The organism is Bradyrhizobium sp. 157, assembly GCF_023073815.1.
In the GTDB taxonomy this organism is placed as follows: Bacteria; Pseudomonadota; Alphaproteobacteria; order Rhizobiales; family Xanthobacteraceae; genus Bradyrhizobium.
In genome coordinates this window covers 473930-487938 of sequence record NZ_JADPKF010000073.1, presented here as the reverse complement: position 1 = coordinate 487938, position 14009 = coordinate 473930, and the positions used below count along the sequence as shown (strand labels likewise).

Here is a 14009-nt window from a genome sequence, read left to right as displayed (position 1 = left end):
TCCGGCATAGTAGTACATGGTCGTCCCTCGATGATGCTTGGAGCGGGCTTGCCCGACTCCGGTTTTTGACACCATCAGTTTGAGGGACGACCGCCTCCCAGCAAAGCCGCACGCGAGCGCGCTCTCAAATCGCGCCGTAGCGAGCGTGCGGCTCGATCGGCCGGCCCGTTACCCCATCTACGGAACCGTCTCCTGATATTGCCGAAGCCCGTCATCGAGGCGCACCCATGCCATTTTCTCCGAGACCCAGATGTGCTCGGTCGGCACAAAGGCGTTGCGGTCGTCGAAGCCAGCCAATGCAACCCCGACTACGGTACCGTTGACGCGCCGGGAAAACAGCCTCGTCCCGCAAACCTTGCAGAATACCCGGTCGAGCGCCTCCGACGACGGATAGTGCGCCGTTTCGCCCTCGACCGAAAGTGCCCGCTGGTCAAACAGCGCGCGGGCAAAGAATGGCGAGCCCATCGCCTTCTGGCAGTTGCGGCAGTGGCATATGCGGACGTTGAGCGGCTCGCCCTCGGTCTTGAACCGGACTGCGCCGCACAGACAACCGCCTTCTCTGGTCATGACCGCTCCTAGTAAGTCGCCCGGCCGCCGGAAACGTCGAACACTGCGCCGGTCGAGAACGCGCAATCTTCCGACGCCAGCCACGCCACCATCGCCGCGAGTTCTTCCACCAGCACAAAGCGCCCCTTCGGAATCTTCGACAGCATGAAATCGATGTGCTGCTGCGTCAGTTGGTCGAAAATCGCGGTTTTCGCCGCCGCCGGCGTCACCGCGTTGACGAGGATGTCGTGCTGCGCGAGTTCCTTGCCGAGCGACTTGGTCAGCGCGATCAGGCCGGCCTTCGAGGCCGAATAATGCGCGGCGTTGGGATTGCCTTCCTTGCCGGCGATCGAAGCGATGTTGACGATGCGGCCGTATTTTTGCTGCAGCATCGCAGGCACCACCGCCTTGCAGCAGATGAAGGGGCCGTCGAGATTGATGCGCAGCACCTTGCGCCATTCCTCAAGGTCGGTCTCCCAGACTGTCTTGTTGACGCCGGCGATGCCGGCATTGTTGACGAGGATGTCGATCTTGCCGAGCGCCTTCAGTGTCTCGTCACGCGTCCTCTCGACCGCGGCGAGATCGGATACGTCGACCTTGAACGCCGAGACGGCAGAACCGATTTCCTTCGCGGTTCTTTCCGCGAGCGGCAGGTCAAAATCCCAGATCGCGACCTTCGCACCCGATGCGACAAAGCGTTCGGTAATCGCGCGCCCAAAACCCTGCGCCCCGCCGGTGACGACGGCGCAACGGCCGTCCAGGTCGATCTTGTTCATGAGCACATCCTTTCAATTCGGTCTTCGGCGCCGCATCGGCGGTTCACTCCCTCGCCCCGCCCTTCGCGGGGAGAGGGTTGGGGTGAGGGGCTGCTTCCGCAAATTCGGTACACAATGTTCGCGCGAAGATATCGTGCCTTGCCCCTCACCCGGAAGCTTCGCTTCCGACCTCTCCCCGCCAAGCGCGGGGAGAGGTTAGAACTACAGCGTCCAGCCGCCGTCGATGACGTGGGCGACGCCGGTGGTGAACGCGCTTTCGTCGCTGGCGAGATAGACGGCGAGGTACGCGATCTCCTCGGCGGTGCCGAGCCGCCCCATCGGCTGCCGGGCGATGAACATCTCGCGCCCGTTGGGGCCTGCCGCCGCCGCGCGCTCCAGCATCGAAGGCGTCTCGATCGTGCCAGGGCAGATGCAATTGCACCGGATACCTTTGGCGATGAAGTCAGTGGCGACCGAGCGCGTCAGCGCCGCAACGGCAGCCTTGGTCGCACCATAGACGTAGCGGTTCGGTGCCGCCTTGAACACGCCGGCGGCGGAAGAGATGTTGACGATCGCGCCGCGGCCGTTGTCCAGCATGCCCGGCAGGAAGGCGCGGATCGTGCGGTGCATCGACTTGACGTTAAGGTCGAACGAAAAATCGAAGTCTTCGTCGGAACAATCCAGCACAGTGCCGTGATGCACGAAGCCAGCGGCGTTGAGCAGGATGTCGGTCTTGCCGGCGCGCTTGGCCATGGCGGCGACGGCTGCGCTGTCGCGGACGTCGAGCCTTGCCACTTCGGCGATGCCCTCGCTCTTCAGCGCGGCGAGCTTGGCCTCGTCGATATCGGTGGCGAACACCGTTGCCCCTTCACGCGCAAAGGCCATGGCGCAGGCGCGGCCGATTCCGACGGCGGCGGCGGTAACGAATGCGCGCTTGCCCTTCAGGCGGTCTGACATGCTTATCTTCCCTTGAACGATCGAGGATTATTTCTCGGTGTCATACGCGGGCTTGACCCGCGTATCCATCTTCTTTCGAAGCGTGATGGATTGCCGGGTCAAGCCCGGCAATGACGGTCTTGCTACCTAATGATTATCCCGCGCCACGCCAACCGTGCCGGCGATATTCTGATAACGCGTGGCGAGCTCCATGCAGGCGCCGGTGGCCTGCTGTCCGACGGTCGAGCGGTAGAGCTCCTGCCACGGCGTCTGGTGGGCCGGATAGGGGAAGCCGCCCTTGTCCTTCAACTCGGCGCGGCGCTTCTTCAATTCATCGCTCGAGATCAGGATATTGGCGTCGCCCGTGTTGAGGTCGATGCGAACCTTGTCGCCGGTCCGCAAGATCGCCAGCCCGCCGTCGGCGGCGGCCTCGGGCGAGGCGTTGAGGATCGAGGGCGAACCCGAGGTGCCGGACTGCCTTCCGTCGCCGATGCAGGGCAGGGAAAGAATGCCGCGTTTGATCAGCGCCGCCGGCGGCTGCATGTTGACGACCTCGGCGCCGCCGGGATAGCCGATCGGCCCGGCGCCGCGAATGAACAGGACGCAGTGCTCGTCGATATTGAGCGAGGGGTCATCGATCCGGTCGTGATAATCCTCAGGCCCCTCGAACACGATGGCCCGGCCCTCGAATGCGTTCGGGTCCTTGGGGTTGTTGAGATAGCGTTCGCGGAACTCCTTCGAGATCACGCTGGTCTTCATGATCGCGGAATCGAACAGGTTGCCGCGCAGCACCAGGAAGCCGGCGTCCTTTACCAGCGGCTTGTCGTAGCTCCAGATCACGTCGCCATCGGGCTTTGGTGCCTCGCGGCAGTTCTCGCCGATGCTGCGGCCGTTGACCGTGACGGCGTCTTCATGGATGCGCTTGTGCGCCATCAATTCGCGCACCACCGCCGGCACGCCGCCGGCACGGTGATATTCCTCGCCGAGATAGAAGCCGGCCGGCTGCATGTTCACCAACAGCGGGATGTCCTGGCCATGCTTCTGCCAGTCGTCGATCGAGAGCTCGACGCCGATATGCCGCGCCAGCGCGTTGATGTGGATCGGTGCGTTGGTCGAGCCGCCGATTGCCGAATTCACCACAATGCAGTTTTCGAATGCCTTGCGGGTCAGGATGTCCGAGGGCTTAAGGTCCTCCCACACCATTTCAACGATCCGTTTTCCCGTCTCGTAGGCGATCTGACCGCGCTCGCGATGCGGCGCCGGGATCGCCGCGCAGCCCGGCAGCGACATGCCGAGTGCTTCCGCTAGCGAGTTCATGGTCGAGGCGGTGCCCATGGTGTTGCAATGGCCGACCGAGGGGGTCGAGGAAGCCACGAGCTCGATGAACCCGTTGTAGTCGATCTCGCCGGCGGCAAGCATCTCGCGCGCTTTCCAGACGATGGTGCCCGAACCGGTGCGCTCGCCGTTGTGCCAGCCGTTCAGCATCGGGCCGCCCGAGAGCACGATCGCGGGCAGATTGACGGTCGCCGCCGCCATCAGGCAGGCCGGCGTGGTCTTGTCGCAGCCGGTGGTCAGCACCACGCCGTCAAGCGGATAGCCGAACAGGATTTCGACCAGGCCGAGATAGGCGAGGTTGCGATCGAGCGCCGCGGTCGGCCGCTTGCCGGTTTCCTGGATCGGATGCGTTGGGAATTCCATAGCGATGCCGCCGGCGGCCCGAATGCCCTCGCGTACGCGATGTGCCAGTTCGAGATGGTGGCGATTGCATGGGGAGAGGTCATTGCCGGTCTGGGCGATGCCGATGATCGGCTTGCCGGATTGCAATTCCTCCCGCGTCAGGCCGTAATTGAGATAGCGCTCAAGATAGAGCGCGGTCATTCCCGGATTATGCGGGTTGTCGAACCACTCGAGGGAACGTAGCCTTCGGCCCTTGCCATTGGTGGCAGTCTTGTTGTCGTTCTTTTTCATTGGTTCCTCCCGCACTGCAAACTCGTGACCGGCTAAATCACGGCAACGATGACGATGCCGAAAATTCATCCACTGCAACGCGCTTGCCCGTCTCTATTTGAGCAGAACGATCTTAGTTCGGCCGAAAAGATAGCGCTACCATTTTCTCTCAGGCGCACATCGATGCTGCGTGTCGAGATCAAACGCTTTGCGGCGTGGAACTCTCACGGACCATCAACTGAAAACCGAGGTCGAGAACCGGCTTCTGCGGGCGACGCCCTTCGATCGCGTCGATCACCATCGTGACGGCGTGCCGGCCCATTTCATAGCGATTGGTTCGCACGCTGGTGAGCGAGGGAACTGCGGCGGCGGTGAATTCCAGGTCGTTGAAGCCGACAATGGCCAAGTCGCGGGGAATCGATATCTGCCGACGCTGGCATTCGAAGAGAACGCCGAGCGCGAGGTCGTCATTGACGCAGAAGACCGCGTCGATATCGGGCGTCTGGGCAAGGAGGTCGGCGAAAAGCGTTCCGCCAAGCGTGACGGTCGTGGGTACGGAAGTGGTAACGATGAGGTTCGGGTCGAACAGCGAGGCCGCTTTCATGGCATCACGATACCCTTCGAACCGCCGTTGCACGCGGGGGTCCATTCGCGCACCGAGAAATCCGATGCGGCGGCGTCCCTGATCGAGGATGTGCGAAATCGCCGCAGAAGCTGCGTCATAGTGCGAAAAGCCGACCATCATGTCGACAGGACTGTCGCCGATCTCCATGATCTGCGTGACCGGGCAATTCATGGATTCCAGGATGGCGCGCGATTCCGCGGTCTGGTTGATGCCGGTGACGATCAATCCCGCAGGCTTCTGCGCCCGAAACAGGCGCAGAAGCTTTTCCTCCTGCAGGATGCTGTAGCGCGTATTGGCAAGTTGAATGGTGTAGCGGCTACCTTCGGAAGAATCGTAGATGCCGCGCAACACGTCGGCGAACACGTTGTTGGTGAGAGAAGGAATGACGACGCCGATGACTTCGGTGCGGTGCGAGGCGAGGGCGCGCGCGGCCAGATTGGGTACATAACCCAGTTCCTTGACAGCGCTATCGACGCGTTCCCGCTTGCTAAGCGACAGCGCTTCGGGGTTCCTGAAAAAACGCGATGCCGTAATTGGACTGACGCCAGCGAGCTTGGCGACCTCGGTGAGGCGGATTTTGCCAGACTTTGTCTGTTTTCGTCCCATCTTGCGCTCATATCATAACAAATTAGACGTTTGAACAATTATTGACAGCGCTACCATCGGATTGCTAAAAGCCGCCAAACTGCGGATGATAATGACCGTTGAATTCGACTTCCGGCATTAGAGTCGAAAAGACAGCATGGCGTCGTCGCCCGTCTGTGGCGCCACAAAGCAGAAATTGAGGGGAGAGAGTTCGATGTCGTCGGTACAGATTCGCGACGTGCGCAAGTCGTTCGGAAACTTTGAAGTTTTGCACGGCGTGTCGATTCCGATCGAGGATGGCGAGTTCGTCGTGCTCGTCGGCCCCTCCGGCTGCGGCAAGTCGACGTTGCTGCGGATGCTCGCAGGCCTCGAAAACATCACCTCCGGTACGATTTCGATCGGCGATCGCGTGGTCAACAATGTCCAGCCCAAAGAGCGCGACATTGCCATGGTGTTCCAGAACTATGCGCTTTATCCCCACATGACGGTGGCCGACAATATGGGCTTCTCGCTCAAGCTGCGCGGCGCCAAGCCCGAGGAAATCTCGAGCGGGGTGAAGCGCGCCGCGGAAATCCTCGCGCTGACCCCGCTGCTCGATCGTTATCCCCGGCAGTTATCGGGCGGCCAGCGCCAGCGCGTCGCCATGGGCCGCGCCATCGTGCGCGATCCCCAGGTGTTCTTGTTCGACGAGCCCCTGTCCAACCTCGACGCCAAGCTGCGCGTTGCGATGCGAACCGAGATCAAGGAACTGCACCAGCGGCTCAAGACCACGACGGTCTACGTTACCCACGACCAGATCGAGGCCATGACCATGGCCGACAAAATTGTCGTCATGCATGACGGCATCGTCGAGCAGATGGGCACGCCGCTCGAGCTCTACGATACCCCGGCCAACCAGTTCGTCGCAGGCTTCATCGGTTCGCCGGCGATGAATTTCCTCAAAGGCAAGGTTAAGTCGAACGGCAGCGCCGGTTTCGAAGGCCCGAACGGCGTCAAGCTGCCGCTGAAGACGGCGCCCGCCAATTCGGAAGGCCAGCCGGCGGTTTACGGCGTGCGCCCCGAGCATTTCACCATCGCCGATGACGGCGCCGAAGCCGAGATCGTCGTGGTCGAGCCGACCGGTTCGGAAACCCAGGTCTTCGCCAAGCTCGGCGGAGAGCAGGTGGTTGCCGTGTTCCGCGAGCGGCATCAATTCAGTCCAGGCGACAAGGTCCGGCTCAAGCCGGATCCGTCGCTCGTGCATCTGTTCGACGAAACGACTGGCAAGCGACTGAATGGCTGAGCAATAACCAAATGGGCTGAGCAATAACCAAAAATATTAAAGGGAGGATGGACTATGCATGACTTTACTCGCCGCTCTCTGCTGCAGGGTGGCACCGCGCTGGCGGCGGCCGGCGCGCTGACCGGACCGGCACTGCTCGATTTCGCCAAGGCCTGGGCGCAAGCTTCGCCCTGGAAGGCGGAGCAGGGCGCCAAGCTCACCGTGATGCGCTGGAAGCGCTTCGTGCCCGCGGAGGACGATGCGTTCAATGCGATGGTCGCCGCGTTCAAGGCCGCGACCGGCACCGAAATGAACGTGTTCTCGGAGTCGTTCGAGGACGTGCAGCCGAAGGCGTCCGTTGCCGCCAACACCGGCTCGGGTCTCGACCTCGCCTGGGGCCTGCATACGCTGCCGCAACTGTTCCCGGCGCAGGTGTTGCAGATGAACGATGTCGCCGACTATCTCGGCAAGAAATATGGTGGCTGGACCGAGGCCGCGGCGGTGACCTGCAAGCAGGGCAACAACTGGCTCGGCATCCCGGTTGCGACCGTCGGCGGCTACATGACCTACCGCAAGTCGTCGCTGGACAAGGCCGGCTACAAGGAATTCCCGAAGGATTTTCCGGGCTTCCTCGAAATGTGCAAGAAGCTCAAGGCCAACAACACCCCGGCCGGCTTCCCGCTCGGCCACGCCTCGGGCGACGCCAACGCCTGGCTGCACTGGATTCTCTGGGGTCACGGCGCCTACACCGTGGACAAGGACAACAAGGTCATCATCAATTCGCCAGAGACGGTGAAGGCGCTCGAATACTGCAAGGCGCTGTCGGAGACCTTCATTCCCGGCGTGGCGTCCTGGAACGACTCCTCGAACAACAAGGCGTTCCTCGCCGGCGAACTGCATTGCACCGCCAACGGCATCTCGATCTATGTCGCGGCAAAGGACGATCCGACCAAGAAAGAGCTCGCGGAAGATACCTATCACGCGCTCTGGCCGGTCGGGCCGGTCGGCAAGCCGACCGAACTGCAGCTCGTCGTTCCGATCCTGGCGTTCAAGTTCACCAAATATCCGAACGCTGCGAAGGCCTTCATCGCCTTCATGCTGGAGAAGGAAAACTACGACAAGTGGCTGTCGGGTGCGCGCGGCTATCTCACCCACACGCTCAATGCCTATGATAACTCGCCGGTCTGGACGGCCGACCCGAAGAACCAGGTGTTCAGTCAGGCCAGCAAGCGCGCGCTTCCCGCTTCCGGCATCGGCACGCCGGGCGAGAAGGCGGCGACTGCGATCGCCGACTTCCTGGTGGTCGACATGTTTGCCAATTACGCGACCGGCGCCAAGGATGCAAAGACCGCGATCGCGGAAGCCGAGCGGCAATTGAAGCGCATCTATCGCTGACGAAACCGGAGCGGACGGCGGATGCCGCCGTCCGCTCCGTCAATACAGGCGTGATCCGGAAAAGCGGGGGGACGACTTTCCGGCAAGTCACGCGCAGCAAGAAGCAGTAATCGGGACATCAGGCATGGCTGACATCGCAATCGCGCCAAGACGCGCCAAGACGGAGATCCGCGAGGCCAGCGCATGGGACCAGCTCAAGCACAACCGTAACTGGCTGGGCTTCTGGTTCATGGTGCCCGCGCTGGCGTTCCTGATCTTCTTCCTGGCCTATCCGCTCGGCCTTGGTATCTGGCTCTCATTCACGGATACCCGTATCGGCCGGGTAGGGCAGTACGTCGGAACCGAGAACTACGAATGGCTGTGGGATGACGCGATCTTCTGGCTCTCGGTGTTCAACACGCTGCTGTACACGTTCGTCGCCAGCGCGATCAAATTCGGCATAGGGCTGTATCTCGCGCTGCTGTTGAACGAGAACATGCCGTTCAAGGCGATGCTGCGCGCGCTGGTGCTGATCCCCTTCATCGTGCCGACGGTGCTGTCGGCGCTGGCATTCTGGTGGATCTTCGATTCGCAATTCTCGATCATCTCGTGGTCGTTGAAGCAGATGGGCCTGATCACCCAGAACATCAATTTCCTCGGCGACACGACCTGGGCCCGGATTTGCGTCATCTTCGCCAATATCTGGCGCGGCGTGCCGTTCGTCGCGATCACGCTGCTCGCCGGCCTGCAGACCGTGCAGCCGTCGCTCTATGAGGCCGCGACGCTCGATGGCGCGTCGCGCTGGCAGATGTTCCGCTTCATCACCTATCCGCTGTTGACGCCGATCATCGCCGTCGTGATGACGTTCTCGGTTTTGTTCACCTTCACCGACTTCCAGTTGATCTGGGCGATGACGCGGGGCGGTCCGGTCAACGCCACCCATCTGATGGCGACCCTGTCGTACCAGCGCGCGATCATCGCGGGTCAGCTGGGCGAGGGAGCGGCGATCTCGAGCGCGATGATCCCGTTCCTGCTCGCCGCCATCATGGTGTCCTGGTTCGGCCTGCAGCGCCGCAAGTGGCAGCAAGGGGAAAACAATGACTGATCTCCCCACCTCACGGATCGATCTCAAGGCCGTACTGCATGGCTCGGCGCCAACGATCGCGAAGGACGATCACAGCGAAGGCATGAGCTATCTGCAGTCGGTGCCGCGCCGGCTGGTGACGCTCTATCTGCCGTTGTCGATCATCGTCATCGTGCTGCTGTTCCCGTTCTACTGGATGGGCCTGACGGCGATCAAACCGGACGAGCAGTTGCTCGATCTCGACAAGTACAACCCGTTCTGGACCTGGAATCCGACCTTCAAGCACTTTTACAAGCTCCTGTTCGAAAGCCACTATCCGATGTGGCTCTGGAACACGATGTATGTCGCGGTCTGCGCCACCATCCTGTCGATCATCGCGAGCGTGCTCGCGGCCTATGCGATCGTCCGGTTACGCTACAAAGGCGCCAATATGGTCGGCGGCCTGATCTTCCTGGCGTATCTGGTGCCGCCGTCGATCCTGTTCATTCCGCTGGCGACCGTTGTGTTCCAGTACGGCCTGTTCGACTCGCCGATGGCGTTGATCCTGACCTATCCGACCATCCTGATCCCGTTCTCGACCTGGCTGCTGATGGGCTACTTCAAGACCATCCCGTTCGAGTTGGAGGAATGCGCGCTGATCGATGGCGCCAGCCGTTGGCAGATCCTGATCAAGATCGTGCTGCCGCTGGCGATTCCCGGACTGATCTCCGCATTCATCTTCTGTTTCACGCTGTGCTGGAACGAGTTCATCTATGCGCTGACGTTCCTGCAATCGACCTCCAACAAGACGGTGCCGGTCGCAATCGTCAACGAATTCGTCGACGGTGATATTTATCGCTGGGGCTCGCTGATGGCGGGCGCGCTGGCGGGCTCGCTGCCGCTGGTCATCCTTTACGCCTTCTTCGTCGAGCATTATGTGTCGGCCATGACGGGAGCCGTGAAAGAGTGATCGCTTTAAGGCCCGGGTCGGATAACAGGGTTCAAAAAGGAGACGGGTCTTGCACATTCTGATTCTCGGCGCCGCCGGCATGGTGGGCCGCAAGCTGACGGAACGGCTGTTGCGCGACGGTCGCCTCGGCAAGCACGACATCACCCGAATGACCTTGCAGGACGTGGTGGCGCCCACCAAGCCCAACGCGTCGATCCCGATCAGCGTCGTGGCCTCCGACTTTGCCGATCCCGGCGCGGCGGAACCGCTTATCGCGCACCGACCGGACGTGATCTTTCATCTCGCCGCGATCGTTTCCGGCGAGGCCGAGGCCGAATTCGACAAGGGCTACCGGATCAATCTCGACGGCACGCGATACCTGATCGATGCCATACGCCACGCTGGCGGCGGCTACAAGCCGCGGCTGGTGTTCACGTCCTCGATCGCCGTGTTCGGCGCGCCTTTCCCGGAAAAGATCGGCGACGAATTCTTTCATACCCCGCTGACGAGCTATGGCACGCAGAAGTCGATCTGCGAACTCCTGATCAACGATTATACCCGCAAGGGCCTGCTCGACGGCATCTCGATCCGCCTGCCGACGATCTGCGTGCGCCCGGGCAAGCCGAACAAGGCGGCCTCCGGCTTCTTCTCCAACATCATTCGCGAGCCGCTCGCCGGTGAGGAGGCCGTCTTGCCGGTCTCCGAAGACGTGCGGCACTGGCACGCCTCGCCGAGATCGGCGGTGGGCTTTCTGCTCCACGCCGGCACCATGGACCTCGACGCGATGGGGCCACGGCGCAATCTCAGCATGCCCGGCATGTCGGTGACGGTCGGCGAACAGATCGCGGCGCTCGACCGCGTTGCCGGCAAGAACGTCACCGGGCGCATCAAGCGCGTGCCCGATCCGACTATCATCGGTATTGTCAGCGGCTGGCCGCGCGACTTCGTCACCGACCGTGCGCTGAAGCTCGGCTTCACCACGGCGGAAAAGACGTTCGACGACATCATCCGGATCCATATCGAGGATGAGCTCGGCGGCAAGTTCGCGGCCTGAGTTGATTTCACGCCAGTTCACGCGGATGCGGTCATGAGCAAAGTAGCCTGCATCGGCGAATGCATGATCGAGCTGAAGCAGGCCCAAGGGACTCAGCAAGAAACTGAGGCTGGCCTGTATTCGCGCGGCTATGGCGGCGATACGCTCAATACCGCCGTCTATCTCGCGCGCCTCGGCGTCGACGCCGACTACATCACCGCGCTTGGCGACGATACGCTGAGCGACGAGATGATCGCCGGCTGGGCCGCGGAGGGAGTCGGGACGGCGCGCGTGGCGCGGCTGCCCGGCAAACTGCCGGGTCTCTACATGATCGAGACCGACGACAAAGGCGAACGCCGGTTTTTTCATTGGCGCGACAGCGCCGCCGCCCGAAGCCTGATGGATTTGCCACAGACGCCGGAGATCCTTGATGCGCTCGCAGGCTATGACGTGATCTATCTCTCGGCGATCACGCTGTCGCTATATGGTGCGGAGGGGCGGACGCGGCTGTTTGCGGCTCTCAACCGCGCGCGCGACAATGGGGCGCGTTTCGCTTTCGATACCAATTTCCGCGCCCGCGGCTGGCCCGATCTCGACGTCGCCCGCGCCGTTTTTCAAGAGGCCTTCACGGCTGCCGATATCGTGCTGGCTTCCACGGAGGATTTGCTGCCGCTCTATCCGGGCGTGACCAACGAAGCCTTGCTGGCTCGGATTCCCGGCGCCGAGGTGGTGTTGAAGCTCTCGGAGCCGGCAAGCATCGTGCGTCTGGAAGGTGTTCCTTATCCGATCAAGGCCAAGCCGGTGGAGGCGCCCGTCGTCGATACCACAGCAGCCGGCGACAGCTTCGCTGCGGCCTATGTGGCCGCGCGCCTCGTGGGCGCGGATCCGCTTGAAGCTGCGCGGGCCGGGCATCGTCTGGCCGGCGTTGTGGTATGTCATCCCGGCGCGATCATTCCGCGTGCGGAGATGCCGTCCGGCCTCATCCCGAACCACGTTCATTCTCGCAAGGCATCGCCATGACTGCAGCCGCACGGCAGGAACAACTCGCCGCCATCTTCAAGTCCGCGATCGTGATCCCCGTGCTCACCATCGAGCGATTGGAGGATGCGGTGCCGCTGGCGCGCGCGCTGGTTGCGGGCGGGGTGCGCGTGCTGGAAGTCACCCTGCGAACACCGGTGGCCGTCGAGGCCGCCAGGGCCATGATCGCCGAGGTGCCGGAAGCCGTCGTCGGCATCGGTACGATTCTGAACGCCGACGACTTGGCGCGAGCGCGCGCGTTCGGGGCCAAATTCGGCATCAGCCCGGGCGCGACGCCGGAGCTGTTGAAAGCCGCCGCCGCAAGCGACCTGCCATTTGCCCCAGGTATCGCGACGGCTTCCGAGCTGATGCAGGCACTGGCGGCAGGCTTCGACATCGTTAAATTCTTCCCAGCGGAACAGTCCGGCGGTATCAAGGCACTTCGGGCGCTGGCCGGGCCGTTTCCGAATATCAGGGTCTGCCCGACCGGCGGCATCGGAGAGGTCAATGCCGCAACCTGGCTGGCGGAGCCGAACGTGGTGGCGGTGGGCGGTTCCTGGCTTTGTCCGGCGGCGGACATCCGGTCCGGGAACTGGGCCGACATAACCGCCATGTGCGCGCGGACCATGAAATCGCTGAAACCGGAGTGAAGTCTTTTTCCCGATAGGGTACAAAGGCTTCAGAACCGGAACAGGGAGAACGACCATGACAGCCAGCATCGTCGGATGGGCGCACACGCCATTCGGCAAGTTCGACGCGGAAACCGTCGAGAGCCTCGTGGTCAAGGTTGCAACCGATGCGCTTGCCGACGCCGGCATTACCGCTGAAGACGTCGACGAGATCGTGCTCGGGCATTTCAATGCCGGCTTCTCGCCGCAGGATTTTACCGCCTCGCTGGTGCTGCAGGCCGACCCGAAACTGCGCTTCAAGCCGGCCACGCGTGTCGAAAATGCCTGTGCCACCGGCTCGGCGGCGGTGCACCAGGGTATCCGGGCGATCGCCTCGGGCGCCGCCAGGATCGTGCTGGTGGTCGGCGTCGAGCAAATGACGCGGACACCGTCGGCCGATATCGGGCGGTACCTCCTGAAGGCGTCCTATCTGCCTGAGGATGGCGATATCGTCGGCGGTTTTGCCGGCGTGTTCGGCAAGATCGCGCAAAGCTATTTCCAGAAATACGGCGACCAGTCGGACGCGCTGGCGATGATCGCAGCCAAGAACCACAAGAACGGTGTCGCCAACCCTTATGCGCAGATGCGCAAGGATTTTGGCTTCGAGTTCTGCCGCGCCGAGAGCGAGAAGAACCCGTTCGTCGCCGGCCCCCTGAAGCGCACCGATTGCTCGCTGGTGTCGGACGGCGCGGCGGCGCTGGTGCTGACGGATTCGGAAACCGCCAAGACGATGGGCAAGGCGGTGAATTTCCGTGCCACCGCGCATGCGCAGGATTTCCTGCCGATGTCCAAGCGCGACATCCTGCAGTTCGAAGGTTGCACCGTGGCCTGGCAGCGCGCGCTGGCGCAGGCCGGTGTGCAGCTCTCCGATCTCTCCTTTGTCGAGACTCATGACTGCTTCACCGTCGCCGAACTGATCGAATATGAAGCGATGGGCCTGACGCCGCGCGGCCAGGGCGCCCGTGCCATCAAGGAAGGCTGGACCCAAAAGGACGGCAAGCTGCCGGTCAATCCGTCCGGCGGCCTGAAGGCAAAGGGCCACCCGATCGGCGCCACCGGTGTGTCCATGCATGTGATGAGCGCAATGCAGCTCGTGGGACAGGCGCCCGAGGGCATGCAACTCAACAACGCAAAACTCGCCGGCATCTTCAACATGGGCGGCGCGGCGGTAGCGAACTACGTCTCCGTGCTGGAGCCCGCGAAGTAGGCGTTGCATCATGCCGGACACGGATTGGGCATCGGCAGCATTC

General features: G+C 62.4%; 13 protein-coding genes. 8 read left to right on the top strand and 5 right to left on the bottom strand.

Annotated features, from left to right (window positions below; translation table 11 throughout):
• Nucleotides 1-177 precede the first annotated feature (177 nt).
• The 5 genes from IVA95_RS18280 to IVA95_RS18260 form a co-directional block, all read right to left on the bottom strand.
• On the bottom strand, nt 178-567 hold the full coding sequence (locus IVA95_RS18280; RefSeq protein ID WP_247511720.1) for a GFA family protein: 390 nt from the start codon (nt 565-567) through the stop codon (nt 178-180).
• An 8-nt stretch (nt 568-575) separates the two neighbouring features.
• The gene (locus IVA95_RS18275; RefSeq protein ID WP_247511719.1) at nt 576-1322 is read right to left on the bottom strand and encodes an SDR family NAD(P)-dependent oxidoreductase; all 747 of its coding nucleotides are present in this window, start codon (nt 1320-1322) and stop codon (nt 576-578) included.
• 201 nt (nt 1323-1523) lie between these two features.
• Nucleotides 1524-2258, bottom strand: a complete 735-nt coding sequence (locus IVA95_RS18270) for an SDR family oxidoreductase (protein ID WP_247511718.1) — start codon at nt 2256-2258, stop codon at nt 1524-1526.
• Between the two features lie 126 nt (nt 2259-2384).
• Entirely contained in the window at nt 2385-4205 is a 1821-nt protein-coding gene (locus IVA95_RS18265) for an IlvD/Edd family dehydratase (RefSeq protein ID WP_247511717.1), read from the bottom strand.
• A 178-nt stretch (nt 4206-4383) separates the two neighbouring features.
• Nucleotides 4384-5415 carry a LacI family DNA-binding transcriptional regulator gene (locus IVA95_RS18260; RefSeq protein ID WP_247511716.1) on the bottom strand — a complete coding sequence of 344 codons (1032 nt, stop codon included), beginning with the start codon at nt 5413-5415 and terminating at the stop codon, nt 4384-4386.
• A gap of 193 nt (nt 5416-5608) precedes the next feature.
• Between IVA95_RS18260 and ugpC the strand changes: the two genes are divergently transcribed.
• From ugpC to IVA95_RS18220, 8 genes are all read left to right on the top strand, one after another.
• Nucleotides 5609-6676, top strand: coding sequence for a sn-glycerol-3-phosphate ABC transporter ATP-binding protein UgpC (gene ugpC / locus IVA95_RS18255; protein ID WP_213249778.1), 1068 nt, complete (start codon nt 5609-5611; stop codon nt 6674-6676).
• Nucleotides 6677-6730: 54 nt separating this feature from the next.
• Nucleotides 6731-8050 carry an ABC transporter substrate-binding protein gene (locus tag IVA95_RS18250; RefSeq protein ID WP_247511715.1) on the top strand — a complete coding sequence of 440 codons (1320 nt, stop codon included), beginning with the start codon at nt 6731-6733 and terminating at the stop codon, nt 8048-8050.
• Nucleotides 8051-8174: 124 nt separating this feature from the next.
• Entirely contained in the window at nt 8175-9134 is a 960-nt protein-coding gene (locus IVA95_RS18245; RefSeq protein ID WP_247511714.1) for a sugar ABC transporter permease, read from the top strand.
• On the top strand, nt 9127-10062 hold the full coding sequence (locus tag IVA95_RS18240) for a carbohydrate ABC transporter permease (RefSeq protein WP_213249784.1): 936 nt from the start codon (nt 9127-9129) through the stop codon (nt 10060-10062). The genes IVA95_RS18245 and IVA95_RS18240 overlap by 8 nt, the downstream gene beginning before the upstream one ends.
• Before the next feature lie 49 nt (nt 10063-10111).
• Nucleotides 10112-11095: a D-erythronate dehydrogenase gene (gene denD, locus IVA95_RS18235; protein WP_247511713.1), complete on the top strand. Its 984-nt coding sequence runs from the start codon at nt 10112-10114 to the stop codon at nt 11093-11095.
• 33 nt (nt 11096-11128) lie between these two features.
• A complete protein-coding gene (locus IVA95_RS18230) occupies nt 11129-12094 on the top strand; it encodes a sugar kinase (RefSeq protein WP_247511712.1) in 966 nt (321 codons plus the stop codon).
• On the top strand, nt 12091-12741 hold the full coding sequence (eda, locus tag IVA95_RS18225) for a bifunctional 4-hydroxy-2-oxoglutarate aldolase/2-dehydro-3-deoxy-phosphogluconate aldolase (RefSeq protein ID WP_247511711.1): 651 nt from the start codon (nt 12091-12093) through the stop codon (nt 12739-12741). Before IVA95_RS18230 ends, eda begins: the two co-directional genes overlap by 4 nt.
• 55 nt (nt 12742-12796) lie before the next feature.
• Nucleotides 12797-13966 (top strand): acetyl-CoA acetyltransferase, encoded by a 1170-nt coding sequence (locus IVA95_RS18220; RefSeq protein ID WP_213249792.1) that lies wholly within the window; start codon nt 12797-12799, stop codon nt 13964-13966.
• Nucleotides 13967-14009: the final 43 nt, after the last annotated feature.